At 59.9% G+C, this 26,210-nt stretch carries 26 protein-coding genes and 1 pseudogene; 14 read left to right on the top strand and 13 right to left on the bottom strand.

Going from position 1 to position 26,210, the window contains the following annotated elements; genetic code table 11:
• Positions 1-94: 94 nt before the first annotated feature.
• Positions 95-727 carry a pyridoxamine 5'-phosphate oxidase gene (gene pdxH, locus LG371_RS01585; RefSeq protein ID WP_225747542.1) on the bottom strand — a complete coding sequence of 211 codons (633 nt, stop codon included), beginning with the start codon at positions 725-727 and terminating at the stop codon, positions 95-97.
• Between the two features lie 136 nt (positions 728-863).
• Here pdxH and hemA point away from each other — a divergent pair, with 136 nt between their 5' ends.
• The 3 genes from hemA to LG371_RS01570 all read left to right on the top strand — a co-directional run bounded on the left by hemA (position 864) and on the right by LG371_RS01570 (position 4,292).
• Complete coding sequence (gene hemA, locus LG371_RS01580) at positions 864-2,120, top strand: glutamyl-tRNA reductase (protein WP_225747541.1); 1,257 nt, start codon at positions 864-866, stop codon at positions 2,118-2,120.
• Positions 2,121-2,485: 365 nt separating this feature from the next.
• Positions 2,486-2,929: a universal stress protein gene (locus tag LG371_RS01575; protein WP_067590979.1), complete on the top strand. Its 444-nt coding sequence runs from the start codon at positions 2,486-2,488 to the stop codon at positions 2,927-2,929.
• A gap of 196 nt (positions 2,930-3,125) precedes the next feature.
• On the top strand, positions 3,126-4,292 hold the full coding sequence (locus tag LG371_RS01570; protein ID WP_067590982.1) for a PilT/PilU family type 4a pilus ATPase: 1,167 nt from the start codon (positions 3,126-3,128) through the stop codon (positions 4,290-4,292).
• Between the two features lie 155 nt (positions 4,293-4,447).
• Here the strand turns inward: LG371_RS01570 and gltS are convergent, their stop codons facing one another.
• The 5 genes from gltS to zwf all read right to left on the bottom strand — a co-directional run bounded on the left by gltS (position 4,448) and on the right by zwf (position 9,775).
• The gene (gltS, locus tag LG371_RS01565) at positions 4,448-5,686 is read right to left on the bottom strand and encodes a sodium/glutamate symporter (RefSeq protein WP_225747540.1); all 1,239 of its coding nucleotides are present in this window, start codon (positions 5,684-5,686) and stop codon (positions 4,448-4,450) included.
• Between the two features lie 211 nt (positions 5,687-5,897).
• Complete coding sequence (locus LG371_RS01560) at positions 5,898-6,887, bottom strand: glucokinase (protein ID WP_067590988.1); 990 nt, start codon at positions 6,885-6,887, stop codon at positions 5,898-5,900.
• A complete protein-coding gene (gene pgl / locus LG371_RS01555; protein ID WP_067590990.1) occupies positions 6,868-7,581 on the bottom strand; it encodes a 6-phosphogluconolactonase in 714 nt (237 codons plus the stop codon). Before pgl ends, LG371_RS01560 begins: the two co-directional genes overlap by 20 nt.
• Positions 7,582-7,687: 106 nt before the next feature.
• Positions 7,688-8,164, bottom strand: coding sequence for a hypothetical protein (locus tag LG371_RS01550; protein ID WP_067590993.1), 477 nt, complete (start codon positions 8,162-8,164; stop codon positions 7,688-7,690).
• A gap of 162 nt (positions 8,165-8,326) precedes the next feature.
• Entirely contained in the window at positions 8,327-9,775 is a 1,449-nt protein-coding gene (gene zwf / locus LG371_RS01545) for a glucose-6-phosphate dehydrogenase (RefSeq protein ID WP_067590996.1), read from the bottom strand.
• A 137-nt stretch (positions 9,776-9,912) separates the two neighbouring features.
• On the opposite strand from zwf, the gene pmbA reads away from it, so the two are divergent.
• A complete protein-coding gene (pmbA, locus tag LG371_RS01540; RefSeq protein WP_067590999.1) occupies positions 9,913-11,241 on the top strand; it encodes a metalloprotease PmbA in 1,329 nt (442 codons plus the stop codon).
• Between the two features lie 27 nt (positions 11,242-11,268).
• Here pmbA and LG371_RS12190 read toward each other — a convergent pair whose 3' ends face one another.
• A complete protein-coding gene (locus tag LG371_RS12190) occupies positions 11,269-11,397 on the bottom strand; it encodes a hypothetical protein (RefSeq protein ID WP_255593039.1) in 129 nt (42 codons plus the stop codon).
• Positions 11,398-11,426: 29 nt separating this feature from the next.
• Here LG371_RS12190 and LG371_RS01535 point away from each other — a divergent pair, with 29 nt between their 5' ends.
• The 3 genes and pseudogenes from LG371_RS01535 (at position 11,427) to LG371_RS01525 (ending at position 14,262) form a co-directional block, all read left to right on the top strand.
• Positions 11,427-12,194 (top strand): hypothetical protein, encoded by a 768-nt coding sequence (locus LG371_RS01535; protein WP_225747539.1) that lies wholly within the window; start codon positions 11,427-11,429, stop codon positions 12,192-12,194.
• 75 nt (positions 12,195-12,269) lie between these two features.
• Positions 12,270-13,155 (top strand): annotated as a pseudogene (locus LG371_RS01530) (DMT family transporter).
• Positions 13,156-13,350: 195 nt separating this feature from the next.
• Positions 13,351-14,262 carry a DMT family transporter gene (locus LG371_RS01525; RefSeq protein WP_225747538.1) on the top strand — a complete coding sequence of 304 codons (912 nt, stop codon included), beginning with the start codon at positions 13,351-13,353 and terminating at the stop codon, positions 14,260-14,262.
• A gap of 173 nt (positions 14,263-14,435) precedes the next feature.
• Here LG371_RS01525 and LG371_RS01520 read toward each other — a convergent pair whose 3' ends face one another.
• The 3 genes from LG371_RS01520 to LG371_RS01510 all read right to left on the bottom strand — a co-directional run bounded on the left by LG371_RS01520 (position 14,436) and on the right by LG371_RS01510 (position 15,539).
• The gene (locus tag LG371_RS01520; RefSeq protein WP_225747537.1) at positions 14,436-14,720 is read right to left on the bottom strand and encodes a hypothetical protein; all 285 of its coding nucleotides are present in this window, start codon (positions 14,718-14,720) and stop codon (positions 14,436-14,438) included.
• Positions 14,717-15,139, bottom strand: coding sequence for a phage holin family protein (locus tag LG371_RS01515; protein ID WP_225747536.1), 423 nt, complete (start codon positions 15,137-15,139; stop codon positions 14,717-14,719). Before LG371_RS01515 ends, LG371_RS01520 begins: the two co-directional genes overlap by 4 nt.
• A gap of 82 nt (positions 15,140-15,221) precedes the next feature.
• On the bottom strand, positions 15,222-15,539 hold the full coding sequence (locus LG371_RS01510) for a YqjD family protein (protein WP_067591013.1): 318 nt from the start codon (positions 15,537-15,539) through the stop codon (positions 15,222-15,224).
• Positions 15,540-15,959: 420 nt separating this feature from the next.
• Here LG371_RS01510 and hemL point away from each other — a divergent pair, with 420 nt between their 5' ends.
• From hemL to LG371_RS01490, 4 genes are all read left to right on the top strand, one after another.
• Positions 15,960-17,246, top strand: coding sequence for a glutamate-1-semialdehyde 2,1-aminomutase (hemL, locus tag LG371_RS01505; RefSeq protein WP_067591016.1), 1,287 nt, complete (start codon positions 15,960-15,962; stop codon positions 17,244-17,246).
• Between the two features lie 137 nt (positions 17,247-17,383).
• Positions 17,384-18,265, top strand: a complete 882-nt coding sequence (gene galU, locus LG371_RS01500; RefSeq protein WP_067591156.1) for a UTP--glucose-1-phosphate uridylyltransferase GalU — start codon at positions 17,384-17,386, stop codon at positions 18,263-18,265.
• A gap of 176 nt (positions 18,266-18,441) precedes the next feature.
• Entirely contained in the window at positions 18,442-20,022 is a 1,581-nt protein-coding gene (locus LG371_RS01495) for an inorganic phosphate transporter (protein WP_067591019.1), read from the top strand.
• A gap of 239 nt (positions 20,023-20,261) precedes the next feature.
• On the top strand, positions 20,262-20,621 hold the full coding sequence (locus LG371_RS01490) for a hypothetical protein (RefSeq protein ID WP_067591022.1): 360 nt from the start codon (positions 20,262-20,264) through the stop codon (positions 20,619-20,621).
• A 137-nt stretch (positions 20,622-20,758) separates the two neighbouring features.
• Here the strand turns inward: LG371_RS01490 and secB are convergent, their stop codons facing one another.
• From secB to LG371_RS01475, 3 genes are all read right to left on the bottom strand, one after another.
• Entirely contained in the window at positions 20,759-21,217 is a 459-nt protein-coding gene (secB, locus tag LG371_RS01485; protein WP_067591024.1) for a protein-export chaperone SecB, read from the bottom strand.
• Between the two features lie 117 nt (positions 21,218-21,334).
• A complete protein-coding gene (gene dacB, locus LG371_RS01480; protein ID WP_067591027.1) occupies positions 21,335-22,774 on the bottom strand; it encodes a D-alanyl-D-alanine carboxypeptidase/D-alanyl-D-alanine-endopeptidase in 1,440 nt (479 codons plus the stop codon).
• A 187-nt stretch (positions 22,775-22,961) separates the two neighbouring features.
• Positions 22,962-23,648 carry an OmpA family protein gene (locus tag LG371_RS01475; protein WP_067591030.1) on the bottom strand — a complete coding sequence of 229 codons (687 nt, stop codon included), beginning with the start codon at positions 23,646-23,648 and terminating at the stop codon, positions 22,962-22,964.
• A 207-nt stretch (positions 23,649-23,855) separates the two neighbouring features.
• Between LG371_RS01475 and LG371_RS12185 the strand changes: the two genes are divergently transcribed.
• The 3 genes from LG371_RS12185 to mtgA all read left to right on the top strand — a co-directional run bounded on the left by LG371_RS12185 (position 23,856) and on the right by mtgA (position 25,951).
• On the top strand, positions 23,856-23,987 hold the full coding sequence (locus LG371_RS12185) for a hypothetical protein (protein WP_255593035.1): 132 nt from the start codon (positions 23,856-23,858) through the stop codon (positions 23,985-23,987).
• 104 nt (positions 23,988-24,091) lie between these two features.
• Positions 24,092-25,036, top strand: a complete 945-nt coding sequence (locus LG371_RS01470) for a LysR substrate-binding domain-containing protein (RefSeq protein WP_067591033.1) — start codon at positions 24,092-24,094, stop codon at positions 25,034-25,036.
• Positions 25,037-25,294: 258 nt separating this feature from the next.
• Complete coding sequence (gene mtgA / locus LG371_RS01465; protein ID WP_370632597.1) at positions 25,295-25,951, top strand: monofunctional biosynthetic peptidoglycan transglycosylase; 657 nt, start codon at positions 25,295-25,297, stop codon at positions 25,949-25,951.
• The last annotated feature ends 259 nt before the right edge of the window (positions 25,952-26,210 follow it).

The following is a 26,210-nucleotide window of genomic DNA, read 5'->3' as shown; positions in this document are numbered from 1 at the left end:
TGAAAAGTTTTAGCTTCGTAGAAACTTCACGGCGCCCAAGTTTTAACTTCGTTGAAGCTGACGCTTTCAGGTAGCCTTTTGCCATATTGCCAAACTAAGGCGCCAGCCGCTCCTTAATCCATTCGCCGTTTTCCAAACGGTATTGGATGCGGTCATGCAGGCGGCTGGGGCGGCCCTGCCAGAATTCCACGCGGTCGGGAATCAGCAGGAAGCCGCCCCAATGCGGCGGGCGCGGCACGTGCAGCGGGTGTTTGATGGCTTCTGCCGCCGCGCGCGCCACGATGATGCTTTTGCCGGCAATCACACTGCTCTGCTCGCTCGCCCACGCGCCCAGGCGGCTGGTGTAGGGGCGGCTGGCGAAGTATTCGTCGGAAGCCTTGGCGTCTAATTTCTCCACCCGCCCTTCGGCGCGCACCTGCCGCTCCAGTTCCGGCCAGAAGAAGGTGAGCGCGGCAAAGGGATGGGCGGCCAGAGCGCGTCCTTTGCGGCTTTGGTAGTTGGAGAAAAACACGAAGCCCTGCGCGTTCACTTCTTTCAGGAGCAGGATGCGGCTGCTGGGGCGGCCGTCTTCGCCCACGGTGGCCACGCTCATGGCGGTGGGCTCTTTGGCGGCGGAGTGCATGGCTTCGCCCAGCCATTTTTCAAACTGCGGCAGCGGCGCGGCGGCACATTCGGCTTCGGATAATTCCTGCTTGCTGTAGTCTTCGCGGATGTCGTGCAGATCCATTCGGGGTTTCTCCTTTCTCTCGGATGGTTTAATTGATAGATGTTATCATCTTGAAGTTGTTCAATAATATTTTCTTTTGGCTGCGTATTGCTTATAATGCGCGCTTTCGGTTTTGGAAATTTTGGAAACGTTTGCCATGCAGCTCACCGCCATCGGCTTAAACCACCAAACCGCTCCGCTGAGCATACGCGAGCGTTTGGCTTTTGCCGCCGCCATGTTGCCAGACGCTTTGCGCGCGCTGGTGGGCAGCCGCACGGCCGAAGAAGCCGTGATTTTGTCCACATGCAACCGCACCGAATTATACTGCGTGGGCGAGCCGGACGATATTGTGCGCTGGCTGGCCGACTACCGCAAGATTCCCGGCAGCGCGCTGGAGCCCTATCTTTATCGTTATCAAACCGAAGCCGCGGTGCGCCACGCCTTCCGCGTGTCTTGCGGGCTGGACAGCATGGTGCTGGGTGAGCCGCAGATTCTGGGGCAAATCAAAGATGCGGTGCGGGTGGCGCAGGAGCAGCAGGCCGTGGCTTCCAACCTGCACGCGCTGTTTCAGAAAACCTTTGCCATCGCCAAGGAAGTGCGCACCAGCACGGCGGTGGGCGCCAATTCGGTGAGCATGGCGGCGGCCAGTGTGAAGATGGCCGGCCAGATTTTTCCCGATATTGGCGAATTGAACATTTTGTTTGTGGGCGCGGGCGAGATGATTGAATTGGTGGCCACGCATTTTGCCGCCAAGTCGCCGCGCGGCATCATGGTGGCAAACCGCACACTGTCGCGCGCGCAGGAGTTGTGCGCCAAGCTGGCTTCGCCGGCCGCGCCCTGCCTGTTGAGCGATTTGCCGCAGCGGCTGCACGAGTTTGATGTGGTGGTGTCGTCCACCGCCAGCCAGCTGCCGATTATCGGCAAGGGCATGGTGGAGCGGGCGCTGCGCGGGCGCCGCCGCCAGCCGGTGTTCCTGCTGGATTTGGCCGTGCCGCGCGACATCGAGGCGGAAGTGGCCGAGCTGGACGATGCCTACCTCTACACCGTGGACGATATGATGCAGGTGGTGAACAGCGGCCTGGCGGCGCGGCAGCAGGCGGCGGCGGAAGCCGAGCAGATGGTGGAAAGCAAGGTGGAAGAGTTTATGAGCTGGCAGCGCCGCCGCCAAAGCGTGCCGCTGATCCGTTCGCTGCGCGACGAGGGCGAGCGGGCGCGGCAGCAGGTGTTGGAGAATACGCTGAAGCTGCTGGCCAAGGGCGTGCCGCCGGAAGAGGCGCTAGCCAGGCTCTCGGTGCAGCTCACCAATAAGCTGTTGCACGCGCCCACCCGCGCGCTTTCGAAAGTGGACGGGCAAACGGCGCACCTCACCGAGGCGTTGGTGCAGGTGTACGGGCTGGATAAGCCGCGCGCTTGAGCTTTGCTTGCCGGTAAAATAGAGGCTACCTGAAAACTATTTAAGCTTCGCAGAAACTTGCGTTGCCTGTTTTCAGGTAGCCTTTTGCATGGCCGGGCGGCGGGGAAGGCTACCTGAAAAAAGCGGGAGGAACCGGCTCAGTGGCGAGCCATTCGTTTTTCAGGTAGCCTGCCTTTGTGCCGCAGAGAAATGCGCCGGTGTTGTTATCTTAGCCGGAAAAATGCGCTTTTCAGGGGTTTTGCCTGTGTGAAACGGCGATTTGCTTTACAATCGGGTTACCAGCAAGTGCTCAGACGACAACGGATGGGCGGCTTCGGCGGCGGCAGTATCCCGCCTAAGCGCCTGCAAACAAAAGGAGTATGAAAATGTATCAACGAATTTTGGTTCCGATAGACGACAGCAAAACTTCCGTGCATGCCTTGCAAGAAGCCTGCCGGCTGGCCAAGGCGGTGGGCGCCACCCTGGTGGCGGTGCACGTGGTGGATTTAACCGATTTGAAGCGCGAGGCCAATATGCTACCGCGCTCCGAAGAGCTGTATGCGATTGAGGCGCAGGTGGCCGACCATGCCGAATCCATCATGAAAGAGGCCGGCGTGCCCTATGAAATCGAAACGCTGGAAAACGACGGCATGCGCATTGCCGACGTGCTGATTAAAGAAGCCGCGCGCCAAGAGTGCGACCTGATTGCGATGGGCACCCACGGCTTCAGTGGCCTTTTGCACTTGCTGATGGGCTCCGTGGCCGAAGGCGTGCTGCGGCAGTCGCATGTGCCCGTGTTGCTGTTCCGCCGCGCCGACGACGAAGAATAACACCCTGGTTTTTCAGGTAGCCTCTGTGCCAGCATAGAGGCTACCTGAAAATATAGTGAATCAAAATTAAGAATGCTACGGCGTTGGCTTGCCTTGCCGTACTGCTGGTACTGTCTGCGGCTCGCCGCCTTGTCCCATTCTTATTTTGATTCACTATGTATTTAACTGATTTATCACTAAAAATGGAAAACGTTTTATGGCAATTCCCGCTTACAACGAAGAGATGAAAAAATTCATCCACGGCCTGCTCCACCACCTGGTGCAAAGCAAAGGCTCCGACCTCTTCATCACCGCCGGCTTCCCCCCGGCCATGAAGCTCGACGGCAAGCTCACCCCGATCACCGACAAACCGCTCACTGCCGACCACACCGCGCTCATCGCCCGCGCCCTGATGGACGACAAACAGGCCGAAGAGTTCGACAACACCAAAGAATGCAACTTCGCCATCAGCCTGGCCGGCGTATCCCGCTTCCGCATTAACGCCATGGTGCAGCGCGGCGCCGCCGCCCTCGTGTGCCGCGTGATCACCAGCGAAATCCCCAAGTTCGACAACATGAACCTGCCGCCGATTTTGAAACAAGTGGTGATGGAAAAACGCGGCCTCGTCATCTTCGTGGGCGGCACCGGCTCCGGCAAATCCACCTCCCTGGCCGCCATGATCGACTACCGCAACGAAAACAGCTACGGCCACATCATCACCATCGAAGACCCGATCGAATTCGTGCACCCGCACAAACACTGCATCATCACCCAGCGTGAAGTGGGCGTAGACACCGAAAACTGGTTTGCCGCCCTCAAAAACACCCTGCGCCAAGCCCCCGACGTGATCCTCATCGGCGAAATCCGCGACCGCGAAACCATGGACTACGCGCTCGCCTTCGCCGAAACCGGCCACCTCTGCATGGCCACCCTGCACGCCAACAACTCCAACCAGGCGCTCGACCGCATCATCAACTTCTTCCCCGAAGAGCGCCGCACCCAGCTCTTGAACGACCTCTCGCTCAACCTCAAAGGCTTTATTTCCCAGCGCCTCGTGCCCAAGCCCGACGGCAAAGGCCGCGTGGCCGCCGTAGAAGTGCTGCTCAACTCCCCGCTGATTGCCGAGCTGATTTTGAACGGCGACATCCACGGCGTGAAAGAAATCATGGCCCGCTCCCGCGACTTGGGCATGCAAACCTTCGACCAATCCCTGTTCGACCTCTACGAAGCCGGCCTGATTTCCTACGACGACGCGCTGAAAAACGCCGACTCGGTAAACGACCTGCGCCTCAATATCCAGCTCAACAGCAAGCGCGGCAATGCCGGCCAGGCCTCTGGCATCGACAATCTGGCGATTGTGGGCATGGAAGAAGGCGAAGCCTAATCAGGCTACCTGAAAAAAGTTGGCACAATAAAGGCAGGTATCCAATACCTGCCTTTTTCGGCTTTGCAGAACTCGTTTTTCAGGTAGCCTTTTCCCACTGCACAAACCAAAACGGCATCCCGCAAGAGGATGCCGTTTTTTCAACCGGAGCCAACTTATTTCAGGAAATTCACAAAGCCGGACAGAATCAGCGCATTGATGATGTCCACGAAGAACGCGCCCACCAGCGGCACAATCAGGAAGGCCTTGTGCGAGGGGCCGAAGCGTTCGGTGATCGACTGCATATTGGCTACCGCGGTTGGGGTGGCGCCCAAGCCGAAACCGCAGTGGCCGGCGGCCAGCACGGCGGCATCATAGTCGCGGCCCATAAACACATAGGTGGCATAGGTGGCATACAAAATCATCACCACAGTTTGCACCAGCAGGATGATGGTAACCGGGCCGGCCAGGCCGGTGAGCTGCCACAGTTTCAGGTTCAGCAGCGCCATGGCCAGGAAGAGCGACAGCGAAGCATTGCCGAACACGTCAATGGCGCGGTCGAACATATTGAATTTGAAGCCCATCACCAACACGTTGCGCAACACCACGCCGCCAAACAGCGCCCACACGAATTTGGGCAGGTCGAACAGGTATTGTTTGTCGATGCCGTCCATGATTTCGGAGAAAGAAAGGCAGGCGGCAAACATGGCCAGCGTTTCAATGGCAGAAGTGGCGGTAATCAGGCGGGTTTGCTCGGCGTGTTCGAACACGTCGTTGGTGTTTTTGCCGGAATCGTCGGAAGCGCATTGGCGGTCGGCTTGATTGACTTCCTCGTCAGACAAGGGTTTGCGCCCCATTTTGTTGATCAGGCGGCGGGCCACCGGGCCGCCGATCAAGCCGCCGGCCACCAGGCCGAAGGTGGCGGAAGCCATGCCCAGCTCGGAGGCGGCGGGCACGCCGTATTTCATCAGGTCGGGCGCCCAGCCGGCTGCGGTGCCGTGGCCGCCGGTGAGCGTGATGGAGCCGGTAATCAGGCCGGTCATCGGGTGCAGGCCGAACATGCTGGCCAAGCCCACGCCCACCACGTTTTGTAGCAGGATGAAGGCGCCCACTACGGCAGTGAACACCACCAAGGGCACACCGCCCGCTTTCAGGCGCGAGAAATCGGCGCTCAGGCCGATAGAGGTGAAGAAGATCAGCATGAAGGTGTCTTGCAGCGGTTTTTGGAAACCGAAACTGACGCCGCCGAAAGAATAGAGGGCGAGCAAAGCTGCTGCTGCCGCCAGGCCGCCGGCCACCGGCTCGGGAATATTGAAATCCCGCAAAAATTTGATTTTGCGTACCATCGCCTTGCCCAGCAGCAGCACCATCGTTGCCGCGATCAAGGTATAGTAGCTGTTTACTTCGATTTCCATAGCTGTTTACCTCGTTGAAATAATTAGACAATTAATACAGGCCTGCGGGTCGTTTCAACAGGCCTCAGGCGGATATTAGGATAGCAGTTAAAAATTGTCAAAGCATATTGCTTGCTTTTTACACTCGCGGGAAGGAGCAAAAAACGGCAAAAGGCTACCTGAAAATGCGCAATGCGGGTTTTCAGGTAGCCTGTTGAACGGTCGCACAGATTCAGTGCGCGTCCTGCAAATGTTCGGCCAGCGCCACTGCCGCGCCGGGCAGGCCTGGGTATTTGTTGAGCACCACGAATACCGGAATCGCCGCCAGATAGGCATCGAAACGGCCTTTGTTTTCAAAGCGGCTGCGGAAGGGCGAGGAGTGGAAATAATCGATGAAGCGCGGCACGATGCCGCCACACAGATACACACCGCCGCGCGCGCCTAACGTGAGCGCCAGATTGGCTGCCACCGTGCCGAGCATGGCGCAGAAAATATCCAGCGCCAGCCGGCACAGCGGGGAATGGCCGCTGAGGGCGCGTTCGGTGATGTCGGCGGCGGAGAGCTTGGGGCGGCTGATTTGCTCGCGCGCTGCCAGCCCTTCGTGAATCAGGCTGAGCCCGGCGCCGCACAAAAAGCGCTCGGCCGACACATGCCCGAACTTCTGCTTGGCGTATTGCCACAAAAACACTTCGGTGTCGTCGAACGGCGAAAAGCTCACGTGCCCGCCTTCGCCCGCCAGCGCGGCAAAACGCCCCGCCGCATGCGGAATCAGGCCGGATACGCCCAAGCCCGTGCCCGGGCCGAGCACCGCCACCGGCATATCCGGCAGCGCGGCGCCGCCGCCCACCTGCACCAGCTCGCCGGCAGCCAAATGCGGCAGCGCCAGCGCCTGCGCGGTGAAATCGTTGAGCACCAACAGCGTGTCGAAACGCAGCGCCTGGCGCGTGGTTTCGATGGAAAACGCCCAGTGGTGGTTGGTCATCTGCACCCAGTCGCCCACCACCGGATTGGCAATGGCGATGGCGCAGTGGCGGATTTCAGGTAGCCCCACCTGCGCCAGATAGGCGCGCACGGCATCGGCCAGCGTGTGGTAGTCGTTGCAGGGCAGGATGCGCACTTCTTCGATTTGCAGTGGCGCGGTTTCCAGCGCGAAGCGGGCATTGGTGCCGCCGATGTCGGCCACCAGGCGCGGCCAGTTTGGGTTAGTCTGCGTAGTAGGCATGGCATTTCTCTGGGTGGGATGTGTCTTGCAGGCGTTGCAGCAGCAGGCCGATGGGGAAAGATAGCGGGTTGGCCGCGGCCTGCTCCAGCACGGCGCGTTTCTCCGCCCCTTGGATGGATACGAACAGGTGCGGCACGGCGGCGAGCGCGTTCAGGCTCATGCCGATGCGCTCGTGTGCGGCGGTAATGGGGCTGGTGTGCGCCAGTTTGGCGCCGTATGCGGGCGACACGGCTTCGGCCAGCTGCGGCGCTTGCGGAAACAGCGAAGCGGTGTGCCCGTCGGCGCCCATACCGAGCACGGCGATGTCGGGCGCGGGGAAACGGGCTTCGGCAGCGGCCAGCGCGGCGGCGGGGTGGGCGGTGTCGCTTTGTTCGTCCACCAGCGGCAGGAAACGGGCTTCGGCGGCGGCTTGCGCCAGCAGGTGGCGGCGCACCAGCGCGGCATTGCTGTCGGCGTGGGCTGGCGGCACCAAGCGCTCGTCCACCAGCGTAACGGTAACGTTCGGCCAATCCAGCGCCTGCTGCGCCAGCGCTTCGAAAAACGCCACCGGCGAGCGCCCGCCGGACACGGCCAGCACGGCGCGGCCTTGGGTGCGCAAACATTGCCACAGGCAGCCGGCCACGGCCTGCGCCAGCGCGGCGGCTTGGGCGGCGGGGGTGGGGAAAGTGTGCCAAGTGAGGAAGGGGCTGGTCATATTTTTCAGGTAGCCTTGAAAGGGAAAGGAAACGGCAGGACAAGTTTTCAGGTAGCCTTATCAAGAGGCTACCTGAAATACTCAAGCATGACTGGGATAATGCCTGTTATAAGGAAACCATACCCATCATACTCAATACAAAGATCACGATAAAGCTGTATACAAATAAGCCGCACACGCCGAGGATACCGAAAAATATCGGTTTGCCCCAAGACTTGCGCGGATAATCCGTGCCGAATTCATCTTTCACCTGTGCCACCTGTTTGCGGCCCACGCCGCCATACCACGCGCCCAGCAAGGCGAGGCCGAGCACGTTGGTGCCTATATCAAAAATCACGAAAATCGGAATAGCAATCGCCACCACGGCCAGCATGCCCCAAATGAAGGCTTTGTTCAGTTTCTCCAATTCTTGGTCGCCCAAGGCGCGGGCGTTGAGCATATGCAGTGCCGCGCCGAATATGGGCGAAAACAGCAGCGACCAGCAGGCGGCCGCATTCGGGTTCCACAATTCGGGCGTGCCTTGGCCGCGCAATCCGGTGTTTTCGCTTTGCGGGGCGCGGTAGCGTTCGTCGAAATTATTCATGGTGAAGCTCCTTGGGTTTGGGTGATGGGATGGCGGGATTATAGCTGAATATTCAGTGGATTGTTTTTTCAGGTAGCCTTTTTGCTTGTTGAGGCTACCTGAAATTTTGAAAGCTTTAAAACTCAAATCATTACTACCGATTTTCAGGTAGCCTGAACGAGCCTAGCGGTTGCGCCAGTCCACGCCGCAGGCGGCGGCCATGTCGATGGCGGCGTCGGGGCCGTGGCTGCCGGCGGCGTAGGGCAGGGGCTCGGGCCGGCGTGCTGCCCAGTCGTCGAGCACGGGCTGGAGCCAGCGCCAGGCGGCTTCGAGCTCGTCGCTGCGCATGAAGAGGGCGAGTTTGCCGTCGATGGCGTCGAGCAGGAGGCGTTCGTAGGCGTCGGCGCGGCGTTCGGGGAAGATTTTGAGCAGGTCGAGGTCGAGCGCGGCTTCGTGCACGCACAGGCTGGTGCCGGGGGCTTTCATCTGCAGGAAGAGTTTGACGGATTCCTGTGGTTGCAGGCGCACGCTGAGGCGGTTGGGCGAGCCGCCGCAGCCAAACAGGGGGTGGGCTTCGGGCCAGAAGTGCAACACGATTTCGGCCAGCCGCCCGGCCATGCGTTTGCCGGTGCGCAGCAAAAACGGCACGCCGCGCCAGCGGGGGTTGTCGATTTCGGCGCGCAGGGCGACGAAGGTTTCGGTGCGGCTTTGCGGGGAGATGTCGGCTTCTTCGCGGTAGCCGCGCACGCTTTGGCCGCGGATTTGGCCGGCGGTATATTGGCCGCGCACCACGTCGGCGCGCACGCTGTAGGCGTTGAAGGGCTTGAGCGCGTTGAGCACGCCGAGCTTGGCGTTGCGCACGTCGCTGTCGCCGAGGGAGCGGGGCGGCTCCATGGCGGTGAAGCAGAGGAGCTGCAAAAGGTGGTTTTGCAGCATGTCGCGCAGGGCGCCGGTTTGGTCGTAGAACTCGCCGCGTTTTTCCACGCCGAGCTCTTCGGCAATGGTGATTTCTACGGCGCGGATTTGGGCGGAACACCACAGGGGCTCGAACAGGCGGTTGGCAAAGCGCAGGGCGAGCAGGTTTTGCACGGGCTCTTTGCCCAGATAATGGTCGATGCGGTAGATCTGCTCTTCGCGGAAGAAGGCGGCCACGGCGGTGTTGATGCGCTGCGCGGAGGCAAGGTCGTGGCCGAGCGGTTTTTCCAGCACGATGCGGGTTTCGGCGCGGTTGAGCCCGGCGGCGGCGAGGTGGCGGCAGATGGGCATGAAGTAGTGCGGCGCGGTGGAGAGGTAGATCACCAGGGCGCGGCCTTTTTGCCCGGCGGCGTTGCCGAGCTGCCCGGCAAGGCGGTGGAACTGCTCGGCGTTTTCGGCGTCCACGGGCAGGTATTCGATGCGCCGGCAGAAGCTTTGCCATTGCGGCTCTTCTAGGTTGGGGATGTGCGGCCGGGCGGATTCTTCCACTTTTTTCAGGTAGCCTTCGCGGCCGAGATCGCGGCGGCCGAGGCCGATGATGCGGCCTTCGGCGTGCAGCGTGCCGGCGGCGTGGGCTTGGTAGAGGGCGGGCAGCAGTTTGCGCATCACCAGATCGCCGGTGCCGCCGAAGAAGACTAAATCGAATGGGGTGGACATGATGGATGGCCGTGAAACAGAAAAAACAGGCGCATTATAGCGAAAGCATGGGTGGCAGCCCAAAGGCTACCTGAAAAATAGGCAGCCGCTTCGGTTACAATACCGCCTTTCCATTCTATCGACACAGGCACACCACCATGTTCAACCACAGCGAGCAAACCCTGCGCGACGTTTGCGCCCAAGCCCTGGCGCTGGCCAAAGCCGGCGGCGCCACCGCTGCCGAAGCCGACGTGAGCGAATCCATCGGCCAATCGGTGCAGGTGCGTTTGCAGGAAATCGAGCAGATCGAATACCAGCAAGACAAATCGCTCGATCTTACCGTGTATGCTGGGCAGCGCAAAGGCCGTGCCAGCACCGCCGATTTCTCGCCCCAAGCCATTGCCGACACCGTGCGCGCCGCGCTCGACATCGCCCGCTACACCGCCGCCGACGATTGCGCCGGCCTGGCCGATGCCGCGCTGATGGCCACCGAATTTCCCGATTTGCACAGCTACTACGAATGGCCGCTCGACACCGCCGCCGCAGCCGAGCTCGCCCGCCGCAGCGAAGCAGCCGCGCAGCAGGCCGACAGCCGCATTTGCAATTCCGAAGGCGCCGGCGTGCAAACCGGGCATTATCAATACGTTTACGGCAACAGCCACGGCTTCATGCAATACCAAAAAAGCTCGCGCCACAGCCTCTCCTGCAGCATGGTGGCCGGCGGCGGGCAAGGCATGCAGCGCGATTATTGGTATGACATCGCCCGCGACCCCGCCGATTTGGACGCGCCCGAGCACATCGGACAAGCCGCCGCCCGCCGCGCCGTGCAGCGCCTCGGCGCCAGAAGCCTGCCCACCGGCAGCTATCCCGTGCTGTTCGACGCCACCGTTTCAGGTAGCCTCATCGGGCATCTGGTGGGCGCGCTCAGCGGCAGCGCGCTTTACCGCCAAACCAGCTTCCTGCAAGACAGTATCGGCCGCCAAATCCTGCCCGCCGCCCTCAGCCTGCGCGAAGAGCCGCACCTGTCCAAAGCCCTAGCCAGCACCGCCTTCGACGCCGAAGGCGTGGCCACCCGGCCGCGTTTCGTGATTGAAAACGGCATCATCCGCGGCTACTTCCTCGGCAGCTACAGCGCCCGCAAGCTCGGCCTCGACACTACCGCCAACGCCGGCGGCGTGCACAACCTGGTGCTCAACCACACCCACGCCGGCCAGGCCGAGCTCCTGCGCGAAATGGGCAGCGGCCTCTTGGTAACCGAGCTGATGGGGCAGGGCGTGAACACGGTTACCGGCGACTATTCGCGCGGCGCCGCCGGCTTTTGGGTGGAGAACGGCGAAATCGCCTACCCCGTGCAGGAAATCACCATCGCCGGCCGCCTGCAAGACATGCTGCCCAACATCGCCGGCGCCGCCAACGACGCGCTCAAACGCAGCGCCCACAAAGTCGGCTCCCTGCTGCTGGAAAAAATGACCGTGGCCGGGCGTTGAGCATGGCGTGCCGGATGCGGCAAAAGGCTACCTGAAAAATGGGGTGATGAAAGGCCGGAAATATTTTTCAGGTAGCCTGTCCAATTTCAGGTAGCCTTCTGCTTCGTTTAATGCGGCCGGTGTGGCACGGGAGACGAGCCGCAATTTTAAATTCATCGCCCAAACGTCTAATTGATAAGCAAAAAATGGAAACCCTTGAAGCACTGGTGGAACAAGCCTACGAGCTATTTGCCGACTATCCGGCCACCTTCCCGCTCAACGTTTGCGACTGTGGCGGCTGTATGCCCCGAGAAATGCAGCATTCATACCTCAGCATTCCGCTGCGCGAATGGAGCGAAGCCATGATGCGTGTCTATCAGAGCAGTGCAATAGTCATTGTGGGGGAAGCCGCCGATGGCATTGCCGAGTTCAAACATTTCCTGCCGCGCATCGCGCAGGGCATTATCCGGCTGGAAGATACGGCAATCACTACGGAAATGGCTTGGTATCGTGCACATTTTTCGCAGCGCGAATGCTGGCTGCCGGCCGAAATAGACTGGGCAAAACGCTTTGCCCGCGCGTGGTTTGCGCATTTGCTGCACCATGGCTGCCACCCTCTGTCGGAGAACCTGACCGGATTTCTGTGTATGTTCCAACACGCCGAATTGGATATGATTCCCGAGCTGCTGCAATTGTGGACGCAACACAGCATGCAGCCGACGGCGATAGACGAATTTGTTGCAATATTGGAAGAGTTGCCCGATGGCGGCAATGCGGCAGCATGGGATGAAAGCTGCCTCTGCTACCTGCCCGAATACGGCTACCGCAACGAAGAGTTTGCGGCCGTGATGAACGGCTGGCTGCTGGCCCCCGAAACCCGGCAAGCCTTTTTGCAGGCGCTGGCGCTTATCTGCCCCGCAATGTGCCCGATGAATACAACGCCGAGAAATGGCAGCGTGCGTATGCCCGGTTGAGCAGTGAGCATGTGAAATAAAGCAGGCGCGGCTCGAACAGGTTTCGGCGGCTGCGCTGAGTGTGAAGAGAAAAATATGTTCTACCAAATCATGGCGCTGCTCTTGTGGAGCAGCTCGTTTATTGCGGCGAAGTATGTGTATACGATGATGGAGCCGCCCTTGATGCTGCTGTTTCGCCTGGGGATTGCGGCGCTGTTGGTGTTGCCGATGGCGCTGCGCTTCGGGCGGGGCTTGTCGCGGCGGCAGTGGCGGGGGCTGCTGTGGCTGTCGTTTTGGAATTTTGTGGTGGTGTTGAGCTTGCAGTTTTGGGGTTTGAAATATACGTCGGCGGCGAGCGCCTCCACCATCATCGGGCTGGAGCCGCTGCTGATGGTGTTTATCGGGCATTTCTTCTTCCGCGATTATGCGCGCTGGTATCACTGGCTGTGCGGGCTGCTGGCGTTTGCGGGGGTGGCGCTGTTGGTGGCGGGCGGCGGCGAGGGCGGGGAAGTCGGCCTGGCGGGCTGTGCGCTGGTGTTGGCGGGCGGGGCGGTGTTTTGCGCGATTATGCGGCCGATGCAGCGGATGGTGGCGGAAATCGGCTCGCCGGCGTTCACTTCGCTTTCGATGGCGGTGGCGCCGCTGCTGTATCTGCCGGTGGGTTTGCTGTCGCTGGGGAAGGCGGAGGTGGCGTGGAATGTGCCGGGGTGCTGGGGCTGTTGTATTTGGGGGTGGGGTGCAGCTGGCTGGCCTATACTTTGTGGAATAAGGGCATGAAAACGGTGTCGGCCAATTTTTCGGGCATCCTCACGGCCTTGGAGCCGATTTTCGGGGCGTTTTGGCGGTGTGGGTGTTGGGCGAGCGGATTTCGGCGCTGTCGTGGCTGGGGATTGTGCTGGTGGTGCTGGCGACGGTGTTGGTGGGGCTGCTGCCGAGGTGGTTGGCGCGGCGGCAGCTGGCGGAAATGGGCAAAAGTGAATGAATGCTCGAAAAGGCTACCTGAAATTTTCAGGTAGCCTTTGCTGAATGGGGGGATAAAGAGACAGTTTGAAGCTGATTTATTTGCTTTTAAGCAGATATTTTTCAGGTAGCCTGCTGCCGCGCTTGCGGGGGATATGGCGGCCGCAGTAAACTGTTTGCATTATAATTTTCGGCGCGGATGCGCCGGGGGGAAGCTGTGTTGTACCAAATTATTGCGCTGCTATTGTGGAGCAGCGCTTTTATTGCGGCCAAATATACCTTCACGATGATGGACCCGGCGCTGATGTTGTTGTTTCGCCTGGGGATTGCTTCGCTGTTGGCGTTGCCGCCGTGTTTGCGCTATTGGCGGCAGGTGGAGGGGCGGCATTGGAAGGGCTTGCTGTGGATGTCGTTTTGGAATTATGTGGTGGTGATGATGCTGGAGTTTGTGGGGGCGAAAACCACTTCGGCGGCCAGCGCCACCACGATTTTGGGCTTGAGCCCGATTTTGACGGTGTTTATCGGCCATTTCTTTTTCTACGACCGCGCGCACTGGTCGGTGTGGCTGTGCGGCGTGGCAGCGTTTGCCGGGGTGGCGCTGTTGATTGCCGGCGGCGGGGAAGGCGGGGAAGTCGGCCTGTGGGGCAGCGCGCTGGTGTTTGCGGGCAACACGGTGTTTTGCGCGGTGTTGCGCCCCACGCAGGATATGATTAAGAAAATCGGCGTGTCGGCCTTCACTTCGATTTCGATGGCGGTGGCGCCGCTGCTGTGCCTGCCGGCCACGCTGGTGTTTGCAGACAGCCTGCACATCGATTGGAACTGGAAGGGCACGCTGGGGCTGGTGTATTTGGGCGTGTGTTGCAGCTGGCTGGCCTATAATTTGTGGAATATCGGGATGAAAACGGTGCCGGCCAATGTGTCGGGCATCCTTTCGGCGCTGGGGCCGATTTTCGGGGCGTGGTTGGCGGTGCTGATTTTGGGCGAGCGGATTTCGGCGCTGTCGTGGCTGGGGATTGTGCTGGTGGTGGCGGCCACTTTGGCGGCGGTGTGGGTGCCGAAGTGGCTGAAGCGGCGGCAGGCGACCGGCGGGTTTGCCATGGCCGAGGCAGATATGGATTTGGCTGAATGAAATCAAGGCTGAACTAAAGGCTACCTGAAAACCGGTTTTCAGGTAGCCTTTATAGCGAACCAAATTGGCTTTCGATACCAGGCAGCGAGCCGCAGACAGTACGGGAGTACGGCAAGGCGAGCTAACGCTGAGCGAAAGTTAAGTTGGTTTGCTATAGCATGGGGCGAGGCAACTTATTTGCCGGATTCGGCCGGCAAACTGCGCCACCAGCGCCACAGCATCCGCCCGGCCTTGGGCAGCAAGGCACGCTGTTTGGCCGGAGGCAGCACGGCAGCCTGCCACAGCAGCATGGCGGCAGGCAGGTGATCGGCCAGCTTGAGCCAGCGCTGCCAGTCGCTGCCGCGGCCTTGCTGCCGCTGGCGCTGTTTGAGCTGCTCGGCGCGGATTTTCAGGCGGGCGAGCTCGGCTTGCAGCGCTAAGAGTTCGCGCTGCTGCTGTTTGCTTATCGGGCTGCTCATTCGGCTGGCTCCGTGTCGGCTTGGGGCGCGGGGGCGGGATGGTTGGGCGAACGGCCGCGCAAGGTGTCGATGTCGCGGCGCATATCGGCCAGGGTAGAGGCTACCTGAAAACCAGCCTGCCGCCAGCCGGATGCGGCGCGCGCCAAGGCCATCCAGGCAATCAGCAGCAGCAACACGGGCAGCCCGAAAAACACCCACGCTTTGGCCTGCGCCGGCAGCACCGCATCCAGCCCGAACAGCAGGCTGATCAGCGTGGCGAGCAGCATCACGCCGCCCACTGCCACGGCGGCGAGCATGCGCACCAATCCCGCCGCCTGGCCGGAAAGGTCGATGCCGAGGATTTGCAGGCGCAGCAGCAGCAAATCCACGCCCTGGTTCATCAGGAAGCGGAAGTGGTTGATATTCTGTTTCAGGCTCATGGCGGGCTCCTCGGCGGGGCGGCGGGCAAAACGCCCGCCTGCGCTTGATGGGGCAGGGCGGGCGGTGTATCAATGCGGCTGGTTAGCGGCGGTTGAGCAGCACGCCCACCACCAAGCCGGCCAGCGCGGCAAAGCCCATGGCGTAATACGGTTTTTCCTGCACCAGTTCGTCGGCCTGGCGCGCGGTTTGTTTCACGCGGTCTACGGCCACGTCTTCAAACTCGCCCAGCTTGCGTTGGGCGGCCTGCAATTTGCGTTGCAGCTTGCCGCGCAGCGCTTGGGCTTCTTCGCTGCCGTATTCGGCGCCGGCCTGGTAGAGCTCTTCCACGTTGTCCAGCACGTCGCGCACTTCTTTCATCAGCTCTTCTTTTTGCTGCTCGAAATCTTTCTCTTTGCTCATGGCGGTCTCCTTAGGGTGGGTAACGGCGCGGAAGGTGTGCCGTTTGGGCTAGTATATGGGTCGGGCGGCGGGGATTGCAAGCGCGGCGGCTTGATTTTGGTTTTGCAGAAACTTTGCCGCGTTATGGTTTAACCGCATTGAAGCTCGCGCTTTAGCTTCGCAGAAACTCACTTCGTTCGTTTTCAGGTAGCCTCAAAACATCGGGTGTTTCGTTTGCTTTGCTTTGGGCTACCTGAAAACCTGGATGCACGGTTTCTGCATGGCTTCGGCCGGATGGCTGCGTATATTTTTCAGGTAGCCTCTTCTCAACCTGAGGCTACCTGAAAACGCAGTGCGGCGGAGTTTGTGCGAAGCTAAAAACCCGGCAGCGGAATCTGCTAAAATCCGCCCGTTTCCATTTTTCTATTCAGGACTTCCGCCATGACCGACCGCAACCAACAGCTCTTTTCCCGCGCCAAAGCCGTGATTCCCGGCGGCGTGAACTCGCCCGTGCGCGCCTTCGGCAGCGTGGGCGGCGTGCCGCGCTTCATCAAAAAGGCCGAGGGCGCGTTTGTGTGGGACGAAAACGGCACACGCTATATCGACTACGTCGGCTCGTGGGGGCCGGCCATCGTGGGGCACGCGCATCCGGAAGTGCTGGAAGCGGTGCGTGAGGCGGCGCTGGGCGGGCTTTCGTTTGGCGCGCCCACCGAAGCGGAAATCGTAATAGCTGAGGAAATCTGCCGCCTGGTGCCCAGTGTGGAGCGGCTGCGGCTGGTGAGCAGCGGCACGGAAGCCACCATGTCGGCCATCCGCCTGGCGCGCGGCTACACCGGGCGCGATCAAATCATCAAATTCGAAGGCTGCTACCACGGCCACTCCGACAGCCTGCTGGTGAAAGCCGGCAGCGGCCTGCTCACCTTCGGCCACCCCTCCTCCGCCGGCGTGCCCGCCGATTTCACCAAGCACACGCTGGTATTGGAATACAACAACATGGCGCAGCTGGAAGAAGCCTTCGCCCAAGCCGGCGGCCAAATCGCCTGTGTGATTTTGGAGCCTTTCGCGGGCAACATGAACCTGGTGCGCCCCACGCCGGCATTTCTGCGCGCACTGCGCGAGCTCACCGCCAAACACGGCGCGGTGCTGATTTACGACGAAGTGATGACCGGCTTCCGAGTGGCGCTGGGCGGCGCGCAGTCGCTGCACGGCATCACGCCGGATTTGACCACCATGGGCAAGGTAATCGGCGGCGGTATGCCGTTGGCGGCCTTCGGCGGCAAACGCGAAATCATGGACTGCATCTCGCCCTTGGGCGCGGTGTATCAGGCCGGCACGCTTTCGGGCAACCCGGTGGCGGTGGCGGCGGGCCTGAAAACGCTGGAAATCATTCAACGCCCGGGCTTCTACGAAAACCTCACCGCGCGAACCGAGCAATTGGTGCGCGGGCTGAAACAGGCGGCGGCACAAGCGGGCGTTGAGTTTAACGCCGACAGCGTGGGCGGTATGTTCGGCCTGTATTTTTCAGGTAGCCTGCCGCAGAACTATGCCGATATGGCGGCTTCGGATATCGACGCGTTTAAAACCTTCTTCCACGGCATGCTGGATAAAGGCGTGGCCTTCGGGCCTTCGGCCTATGAGGCGGCCTTTGTGTCGGCGGCGCACAGCGAAGAGCTGGTAAACGAGACCGTGGCGGCAGCGGCAAACGTGTTTGCACACATGGCGCGTTAATCCGAATGTTGTAAGGCTACCTGAAAATTTAGCTTCGCAGAAACTCCGCTGCGCTGCGTTTTCAGGTAGCCTTAGATTCACTTTAAGCCGCTATAATGCGGCATCTTTCCATTTTCAAGCCAAACAGAGACGAAATCATGCAACACCCCGTTCCGATCAAAAAAGCCGTGTTCCCCGTGGCCGGGATGGGCACGCGCTTTCTGCCCGCCACCAAGGCCAGCCCCAAAGAAATGCTGCCAATTGTGGATAAGCCGCTGATTCAATACGCGGTGGAAGAAGCCGTGGCCGCCGGCTGCACCGAGCTGGTGTTCATCACCGGCCGCAACAAGCGCAGCATCGAAGACCATTTCGACAAGGCCTACGAGCTGGAAACCGAGCTGGAACACCGCCACAAAACCGCGCTGTTATCGCATGTGCGCGACATTTTGCCGCCCGAGGTAACCTGCCTGTATATCCGCCAGGCCGAGGCGCTGGGTCTGGGGCACGCCGTGCTGTGCGCCCGCGCGGCGGTGGGCAACGAGCCTTTCGCCGTGATTCTGGCCGACGATTTGATCGACGCGCCGCAGGGCGCCATCGCGCAGATGGTCGACGTGTACCGCCAAACCGGCAACAGCGTACTGGGCGTGGAAACAGTGGAGCCCGCGCAAACCGGCTCCTACGGCATTGTGGAAGTGTCGCCTTGGCAGCAGTATCAGCGCATCCGCAGCATTGTGGAGAAGCCGAAGCCGGAAGAGGCGCCGTCGAACCTGGCCGTGGTGGGGCGCTACATCCTCACGCCGCGCATTTTCCAGCTGCTGCAAACCATCGGACGCGGCGCGGGCGGCGAAATCCAGCTCACCGACGGCATCGCCAAGCTGCTGGAGCACGAGCCGGTGTTGGCGCACGCCTTTGCCGGCAAGCGCTACGACTGCGGCAGCAAGCTGGGCTACCTGGAAGCCACCGTGGCCTACGGCCTGAAACACCCGGAAACGGCGGCAGCCTTCCGCGCGCTGCTGCAGGAATATAGCCGGGCGCAATAGTGCGCACAGCCATTGAGGCTACCTGAAAAAGGCTACCTGAAAACCACGTATTATTTTCAGGTAGCCTGATTTTGCGTGTGCTGCGGATGGGTTTTGGTATAATCGCCCCGTTTGCGTGGGGTGCCGCTGCCTGTGCGGCTGCCTTGTTTGAATTTTCGTTTGCAAAGAACACCATAATGGCCGCTTCCCCTGCTTCGCTGCGTTTGAAGAGCGTCAATTTCCTCGGTATTGCCGTGTTGTTTGGCATGTCCGGCTATTTCATCTATTGGGGGCTGGGCTACATCCAGCACCATCATGCGGCGCTGTTTATCCTGGCTGCGCTGTTCGGTATCTTCATGGCCTTCAATATCGGCGGCAACGACGTGGCCAATTCCTTCGGCACTTCGGTGGGCGCGGGCACGCTGAGTATCCCGCAGGCGCTGGCGGTGGCGGCGGTGTTTGAAGTGAGCGGCGCGATGCTGGCCGGCGGCGGCGTAACCGAAACCATCCGCAACGGCATTGTGGATTTGGGCGGCATGTCGCTGGAGCCTTTGCAGTTTGTGTATATCATGATGGCGGCGCTGGCGGCGGCTTCGTTGTGGCTGCTGTTTGCCTCGCAAAAAGGCCTGCCGGTGTCCACCACGCATTCCATCATCGGCGGCATTGTGGGCTCGGCGCTGGTTTTGGGCTTCTACAACAGCGGCTTGGGCGGCCTGAACATGGTGCGCTGGGACAAAATCGGCGAAATCGCCATCTCTTGGGTGCTCTCTCCGCTGTTGGGCGGGGTGACTTCCTATCTGATTTTCAAAAACATCAAAACCTATATCCTGGGCTACAACGTGGCCTCCAGCCGCCATGTGCAGCGCCTGCGCAAAGAGAAGCTGGCCTACAAGAAAGAACACAAAACGCGCTTCGAGCAGATGAGCGAGCTGCAACAGATGGCCTACACCGCCACCATCGTGCGCGACGCCCAGCTCTACAACGAAGGCCATTATCAGCCCGAAGAGCTGGCTTCCGACTATTACCGCGGCCTGCACGAAATCGACTGCCGCAAAGACGAAATCAACGCCTTCCGCGCCTTGCGCCTGTGGGTGCCGCTGGTGGGCGCGGTGGGCGGCATGGTGATGGCGGCGATGCTGCTGTTTAAAGGCTTGAAACATCTTAACTTAGGCCTGAGCACGCTGGACAACCTGCTGATTGTCGGCATGGTGGGCGCGGTGTTGTGGATGGGCACGTTTGCCTACGCCCGCACCCTGAAAACCGGCAACAACCTCGACCGCGCCACCTTCATCATGTTCAGCTGGCTGCAAGTGTTCACCGCCTGCTGCTTCGCCTTCAGCCACGGCTCTAACGACATCGCCAACGCCATCGGCCCCTTCGCCGCCATCATGGACGTGCTGCGCAGCGGTGGCATCGGCAGCGGCGGCGACATCCCGCCGATTACCATGCTCACTTTCGGCGTGGCGCTGGTGGTGGGGCTGTGGTTTATCGGGCGGGAAGTGATTGCCACCGTGGGCGAAAATCTGGCCAAGATGCACCCTTCCTCCGGCTTCGTGGCCGAGCTTTCCGCCGCCACCGTGGTGATGCTGGCTTCCGCGCTGGGCCTGCCCGTGTCGAGCACGCACATTCTGGTGGGCGCGGTGCTGGGCATCGGGCTGGTAAACCGCAATGCCAACTGGCGGCTGATGAAGCCCATCGCGCTGGCCTGGGTGATTACCGTGCCGGCGGCGGGGCTGCTGGCGGCGATTTGCTTTATCGTGCTGAATGCGGTGTTTTGATGAAGGCTACCTGAAAAAGTAGCGACATTTTTAGCTTCGCTGAAGCTGACGCTTTCAGGTGGCCTGAATGTTTGGCACAATCTTCATAGCAGTGGCGGATTTTATATCCGCCTTTTGCTTGCTGTGGTGCCGGCCTCGGGTGTTGTCATGAGGCTACCTGAAAATCGTGTGCGGCCGAGCATCGACAAAGCCAAAATATAGCCGGCACAGCACCACCAAACAACGGAAGAAAGGCAACCATGTCCGCAGACGAATTGGCCAGAAATTTCTATCTGGAAAAGCTTAAATTCCTTAGCTCTTGTTTTGAAGAACAGCCCGCCCATCCCAGCGCAGTCAATGCCAAGATCAAAGCCCTGCTGCTTAACGATGCCCAAGCAGCGCAGCTCAAGGAAGTGATAGACATGTTGCTGGACGACGTGTTCTATACCATCCTGTTAGGATTGGATGGCGAATGCGCGATAGGAAGCGTGCAGCAGACTTACAAAATTTATGATGAGCAGAGCCGCCTTATTTCCGATTGCGGCGAGCTGGAAGTGAGCGCGGGCAAGTATTTCAATGAGCGAAAATACGAAAAAGAGATGGACGAATCAAGGGAATAAGGGCGCAATGTTGAAGCGGCGTTTTCAGGTGCCTTCTGCCTGCGGCATGAGGCTACCTGAAAATCGGCAGCAGCTTAGAGTGAAACAAAAACAGGCTATGGCACTCCTGCCATAGCCTGTTTGGTATCGGTTGAATGTTAAGCGTTGCCGGCAGCCGGGGCGTTGGCGGCGGCCTGTTGCTGCTCGTACATGGCTTCGAAGTTGATCGGCGCCAGCACCACGGGCGGGAAGCCGGCGCGGGTGATGGTGGAAGACACGGCTTCGCGGGCGTAGGGGTAGAGGATGTTCGGGCAGGCGATGCCGAGCAGCACTTTCACGTCAGCTTCGGGAATATTGGCCAGGCGGAAGATGCCGCTTTGCGCCACTTCGTTCAGGAACAATACTTTGCCGTCGGCCAGCTTGGCGGTTACGGTTACGGTTACGGTAACGTTGTAGAAATCTTCTTCCAGTTTTTTATTGTCGGTGTGCACCTGCATTTCCACTTCGGGGGTTTCCTGATTGAGGAAAATCTCGGGGGCGTGAGGCACTTCCAAAGACAAATCGTTTACATAGAGTTTTTCCACGCTGAATACGGGTTGCTGTTGTTGTTCGCTCATATGGGTTCCTTCAAAAAAGGGTGAAAAAAACAAAACAGCGCTAGGCTACCTGAAAATGCCCGGCTTTGCCAGCTTTTCCTTGCCGGGTAAGGCATACGGCGGCTGTTTTGCGGAGGATTACTGGGCGGGGGCAGGCTGAACGGGGGCGGCGCCGTCCAGCTCGTCGGCATCGTGCACAATCCGGCGCACGAGGGCGTCCATATCGGGCAGGTAGCCGCCGGAGCGGTGGCTGTTGATGATCACAACCACGGCGAGTTTGCGCCCGCTAGGCGGCAGCCAGTAGCCGGCTAGGGCGCGCACGTTGCGCAGGGTGCCAGTTTTCATGCGCAGCGAGCGGCCGAGCTGGCGGAAGCGGCCGCGCAGGGTGCCGTCGGTGCCGGCAATCGGCAGGGTGTGGATGAAGCTGTCGCGGAAGGGCGAGCGGTAGGCTTGAAACAGCATGCTGCCGAGGAAGCGGGCGGTGAGGCGTTCGCGGCGCGACAGGCCGGAGCCGTTTTCCAGCACCAGGGCTTCGTCGTCCAAACCGGCGGCCACCAGTTGCCGGCGCACGGCCGCTTCGGCGTTGTGCACGCTGTGCGGGCCGCGTTCCTGATGGCCGAGCGTGAGGAACACGCTGCGGGCAATCAGGTTGTTGGAGTGTTTGTTCATATCGGTGAGGATTTCGCCGAGCGGCTTGGAATAGTGCGCGGCCAGAATGCGGCTGTTGGGCGGGGCGTTGCCGCGGCCGAAGCCGTAGAGCCCGCCCAGGCCTTGCGCCAGCCATTGCCCGCGGAAGCTTTCTTCGGCGAAGCGTTGGGCGTCGAAAACGTTGAGAAACATTTTTTCGCCGATACAGGCGGCGGGCAGGCGGCCGCGGAACACCAAAACGTTGTTTTCGAGCTTGGCGGAAACGTGGTTGGAAAGTTTGCCGCAGCGGCCCGTAGTTTCAACAACTTGGCTGGTGTCGGTGGGAATGCCGTAGAGCGGCGGATTGAGCAGGAAGGCGGGTTGGCCGGCTTCGTTGCGGGAGGCGGTGGCCCACAATACTTTGTAGGCAATCATGTGTGGATCGGGCGGGACAACGAAGCTTTCTTCGGCATCGTTTTCAAAGCCGTCGGCGCTGCCGGCGCTGCCCCATACTTGGCGGTCGAGCACCACTTTGCCGTTGAGCGAGAGGATGCCTTGGCCGGTGAGCTGCCGCTGCATGGCCAGTAAGTCTGGCTGGTCGAAGCCCGGGTCGCCGCTGCCCACCCAGTATAAATCGCCCTGCAAAGCGCCATTGGCAATGGGGGCATTGCTGCGCCATTCGGTTTGCCAGCGGAAATTGCCGCCCAGTGCGCGCAAGGCGGCGAAGGTGGTTACCAGCTTCATGGTGGAGGCGGGGTTCATCGACACGTCGGCACGGTGGGCGAGCAGGATTTCGCCGCTGTCGAGATCTTGCACGTAAACGGCAGCTTCATCCGGCTGGATACGGCCGAAATCCAGGGCAAAGGCTACCTGAAAAAAACAGCTGAAGAGAAGGGTGACCAGCAGGCGGCCAATGGATGGGCGGGGAATACGGGTGAATTTTTCCGGCATGGGCTTGGTTGGGCAAGTGGAGTGAGCAGAACGTTTATGCAGCCTGAATTTTATGGGTTGACGGTGTGGGTGGCACGGGCTAAGCAAGAGTTGGCTTGCTATCAGGAGAATCAGGAAAATAAAAAATGAGGAACTGAACTTTTATCCAAAGCTCAGTTCCTTCATGGTTATCAGCTAGTCGGCTAAATTAGCGAGCCGGCTGTTCTACCACGGTGCGGATGCGAACGTCTACGCGACGATCCGGTTCGATACATGCAATCAGAGCGCTGCGTTTGCGAGCGGCAGAAGCGCGACGACCCAAGTTGCGAACTTCTTGCTGACACTGCTCGGTCATCTTAGCTTGAGATTCGCCCAAGCCAACAGCAGAGATTTTCTCGGCAGGAACACCGCGGCTAACCAAGTACTGGCTAACAGTATTAGCACGGCGCTCAGACAAGCGCTGATTGTAGGCATCGCTACCCATAAAGTCAGTGTTGCCCTCAACACGTACAGACTGCACATTGCTGCCAGCCAGACGCTGAGCCAATTGATCCAGAGTAGTACGAGCCTCAGGTCTCAAATTGAATTTATCAAAGCCGAACAGGAAGTTAGAAGCTAGAGATAGTACTTCCTCGTTTGTCTGTGCCTGAATAGGTGCATCAGGCCGACGATCGCCACACTCTACCAAGCCCAAACGGTCAACTTCGCTATTCAGGAAGTCGTTTTCCCAGCACTCATGAGCGCCGTTGGGCTCATAGTTGGAACGAACCACTTCGCGAGACTGCTGGCTGATGGTGTAGCCGTATTTTTCGTTACTGAAGCTGCTGTCTGCCATGGCGGCGCCGGAAGCAACCAAGGCCAAGAACAAAGCACCAAATTTAAGCTGTTTGGTCATGTTATTCCCTCATCAAAAAATTTGTTATGCGCAGACTTGCAAGCTTTGCAGCATGCCGGCCTTCACAAAAATCACCATATACGGACCGCTCGAAAACAGCGGTTATCCAAATATATTCGGGCTACCACTATAAAAAACCAAACCCGAACTGTCAATAAGGAATTGGCTGCCCGCTGGGCGGACGCCTCCGTTTCCTACGGGGCAATCATGCCCAAAATCGTTCTTGCTGTCAGCATGATATTGGGAAAAGCGGGGGATATTTCTTATCAAGTTGCTAAAAAGCAACAAAATCTGCCGTGTTTGGGCAATAGCAGCCAAAATGGCGGCGGCGGGCTGTGATACCATTTCGGGCCGGTTCGGTTTGCAATTCCAACCGGCCTAGCGGCGTTCGGCACGGCGGCCGCGCTGTCGTATAAATCTGACAAAACAAACTTTGGAGCCTTATGAAGCTGCAACAGCTGCGTTATTTCCTGGAGGTGTACCGCTGTAATCTGAATATTTCGGAGGCGGCGGAAATCCTGTTTACTTCCCAGCCTGGCATTTCCAAGCAGATTAAGTTGTTGGAAGACGAGCTGGGCGTGCAGCTGTTTGTGCGGCACGGCAAGCGCATTGCGGCGGTCACGCCGCCGGGGCAGGCGGTGCTGGAGATTGCCGAGCGCATTTTCCGCGACGTGCAGAGCATCCGCAATATCGGCACGGAATTTGCCGAGCAAGACAGCGGGCGGCTGACAATTGCCACCACGCACACCCAGGCGCGGCATGTGCTGCCGCCGGTGGTGGCCGAATTTTTCCGGCAATATCCCAAGGTGGAGCTTTCGCTGCTGCCGGCGGAGCCTTCGGCGGTGGACCGCATGGTGGCCGAGGGGCTGGCGGATTTCGCCATCAATTCGGAGGACGGCGAGCGCCATTCCGAGCTGCGCTACATCAGCGCGCGCGTTTGGAACCGCTGCGTGCTGGTGCCGAAGGGGCACGATTTGGCGGGCAGGGCGCGCATCGGGCTGGCGGATTTGTCGGGCACGCCGCTGATCGGCTATACCGATGCGGCGCAGGATACAGCTTTGCAGGCGGCGTTTGCCGGCAGCGGGCTGCCTTTGCCGAAGGTGGTGTTGTCCAGCGTGGATGCGGGCGTGATCAAAACTTATGTGCGTGCCGGGCTGGGCGCGGGCTTGCTGGCCGATGCGGCCTACGACCCGGAGCGCGACGATGATTTGGCCTGCCTGCGGGCAGACCATCTGTTTAAGCCGTCGTTGACCTATATCGTAGTGCGGCAGGATGCCTATCTGCGCAACTATGCCTACGATTTCATGCAGCTCTATTTGCCCGGCCTCAGCCGCGAGCGCATCGAGCAGGCGCTGTACGAGCCGATTCGCGAGGATTTCTCGATTTGATGTGCGGCGGTTTGCGTTTGGCTTGGCAAGGCGTCTTTATTTTTCAGGTAGCCTGTGCGGCTTGGCAGAAGGCTACCTGAAAAACCGGCTTCGCTCCCGTTCAAACCAGATTCCTTTATAATCGTCCCGCTTCCCTTCGATTGATATTGCCGATGGATACCCATACCCCACCCCGCGCCTGTTGCCGCCCCCGTTCTGCCCCGCCCCCAGCCCGCCAAAAAACGCCCCGGCCTGCTGCGCCGCTGGTTTAAGCGCCTCGTGTGGGGCGTGTTTCTGTTGCTGCTCGGCTTCCATCTGCTCGTGTTCCTGTTGCTGGCCTACTGGAAAAGCCAGCCCGTGCACACCAGCGCCTTCATGCTGCGGCACAACCTTTCCACCCTCTCCCGTGTGCATCAAACCTGGGTGGACGACGACCAAATCGCCCGCGTGGTGAAACAAGCCGCCATCGCCAGCGAAGACGCCCAATTCAGCAACCACGACGGCTTCGACTGGAACGGCATCGAACACGCCATGCGCCGCAACCAGCGCAGCGGCACCATCCGCGCCGGCGGCTCCACCATCAGCCAGCAGCTTGCCAAAAACCTGTTTTTGTTTGCCGAACGCTCCTACGTGCGCAAAGCCGAAGAAGCCGTGATTACCGTGATGCTGGAAAACATGTGGAGCAAAGAGCGCATCCTCACCGTGTATCTCAACGTGGCCGAGTTTGGCAACGGCATCTACGGCATCGAAGCCGCCGCCCAACATTACTACCGCAAGCCCGCCTCCCGCCTGCGCGCCGGCGAAGCCGCCTCCCTTATCGCCATGCTGCCCAACCCCAAATACTTCCAAGAACACCGCCACGACCGCCGCCTGCGCAACAAAACCCGCATCATCCTGCGCCGCATGGGCAGCGCCGATTTGCCGCCCGACGAATAGCCGGCCGCCAAAGCAAAAGGCTACCTGAAAGCGGGCGAAGCGGGTTTTGGCGAAACTAAAAACCGTTTTCCGATTTTCAGGTAGCCTTTAATGGTTGTGGCGAGCGTTGAACTTCAGGCCGCTTGCTAAGTTTAGGTAGTCTTCTCATTTCTACATCGTTCACCTTTGCGCCTTATGCCGGCGCGGGCACTTCCTTTTCTTTGCTTCGCCAAAGAAAAGGAAGCAAAAGAAAGGCGACTGCGGGCACAGGTTTGGCTTC

The sequence above is a fragment of the Eikenella sp. Marseille-P7795 genome (genome assembly GCF_916618725.1).
GTDB lineage: Bacteria > Pseudomonadota > Gammaproteobacteria > Burkholderiales > Neisseriaceae > Eikenella > Eikenella longinqua.
This window is presented reverse-complemented; position numbering and strand designations above follow the sequence as displayed.

Bases quoted from the DNA above. Each gene is read 5' to 3' on its own strand.
- LG371_RS01470 (WP_067591033.1), top strand. From the start codon at position 24,092: ATGAAGCTGCAACAGCTGCGTTATTTCCTGGAGGTGTACCGCTGTAAT.
- dacB (WP_067591027.1), bottom strand. From the start codon at position 22,774: ATGCCGGAAAAATTCACCCGTATTCCCCGCCCATCCATTGGCCGCCTG.
- LG371_RS01475 (WP_067591030.1), bottom strand. From the start codon at position 23,648: ATGACCAAACAGCTTAAATTTGGTGCTTTGTTCTTGGCCTTGGTTGCT.
- LG371_RS12185 (WP_255593035.1), top strand. From the start codon at position 23,856: ATGCCCAAAATCGTTCTTGCTGTCAGCATGATATTGGGAAAAGCGGGG.
- galU (WP_067591156.1), top strand. From the start codon at position 17,384: ATGCAACACCCCGTTCCGATCAAAAAAGCCGTGTTCCCCGTGGCCGGG.
- LG371_RS01520 (WP_225747537.1), bottom strand. From the start codon at position 14,720: ATGAGCAGCCCGATAAGCAAACAGCAGCAGCGCGAACTCTTAGCGCTG.
- secB (WP_067591024.1), bottom strand. From the start codon at position 21,217: ATGAGCGAACAACAACAGCAACCCGTATTCAGCGTGGAAAAACTCTAT.
- hemL (WP_067591016.1), top strand. From the start codon at position 15,960: ATGACCGACCGCAACCAACAGCTCTTTTCCCGCGCCAAAGCCGTGATT.
- gltS (WP_225747540.1), bottom strand. From the start codon at position 5,686: ATGGAAATCGAAGTAAACAGCTACTATACCTTGATCGCGGCAACGATG.
- LG371_RS01515 (WP_225747536.1), bottom strand. From the start codon at position 15,139: ATGAGCCTGAAACAGAATATCAACCACTTCCGCTTCCTGATGAACCAG.
- LG371_RS01575 (WP_067590979.1), top strand. From the start codon at position 2,486: ATGTATCAACGAATTTTGGTTCCGATAGACGACAGCAAAACTTCCGTG.
- pmbA (WP_067590999.1), top strand. From the start codon at position 9,913: ATGTTCAACCACAGCGAGCAAACCCTGCGCGACGTTTGCGCCCAAGCC.
- LG371_RS01550 (WP_067590993.1), bottom strand. From the start codon at position 8,164: ATGAATAATTTCGACGAACGCTACCGCGCCCCGCAAAGCGAAAACACC.
- zwf (WP_067590996.1), bottom strand. From the start codon at position 9,775: ATGTCCACCCCATTCGATTTAGTCTTCTTCGGCGGCACCGGCGATCTG.
- LG371_RS12190 (WP_255593039.1), bottom strand. From the start codon at position 11,397: ATGAATTTAAAATTGCGGCTCGTCTCCCGTGCCACACCGGCCGCATTA.
- LG371_RS01570 (WP_067590982.1), top strand. From the start codon at position 3,126: ATGGCAATTCCCGCTTACAACGAAGAGATGAAAAAATTCATCCACGGC.
- LG371_RS01495 (WP_067591019.1), top strand. From the start codon at position 18,442: ATGGCCGCTTCCCCTGCTTCGCTGCGTTTGAAGAGCGTCAATTTCCTC.
- LG371_RS01560 (WP_067590988.1), bottom strand. From the start codon at position 6,887: ATGCCTACTACGCAGACTAACCCAAACTGGCCGCGCCTGGTGGCCGAC.
- LG371_RS01510 (WP_067591013.1), bottom strand. From the start codon at position 15,539: ATGAGCAAAGAGAAAGATTTCGAGCAGCAAAAAGAAGAGCTGATGAAA.
- hemA (WP_225747541.1), top strand. From the start codon at position 864: ATGCAGCTCACCGCCATCGGCTTAAACCACCAAACCGCTCCGCTGAGC.
- pdxH (WP_225747542.1), bottom strand. From the start codon at position 727: ATGGATCTGCACGACATCCGCGAAGACTACAGCAAGCAGGAATTATCC.
- LG371_RS01535 (WP_225747539.1), top strand. From the start codon at position 11,427: ATGGAAACCCTTGAAGCACTGGTGGAACAAGCCTACGAGCTATTTGCC.
- LG371_RS01490 (WP_067591022.1), top strand. From the start codon at position 20,262: ATGTCCGCAGACGAATTGGCCAGAAATTTCTATCTGGAAAAGCTTAAA.
- pgl (WP_067590990.1), bottom strand. From the start codon at position 7,581: ATGACCAGCCCCTTCCTCACTTGGCACACTTTCCCCACCCCCGCCGCC.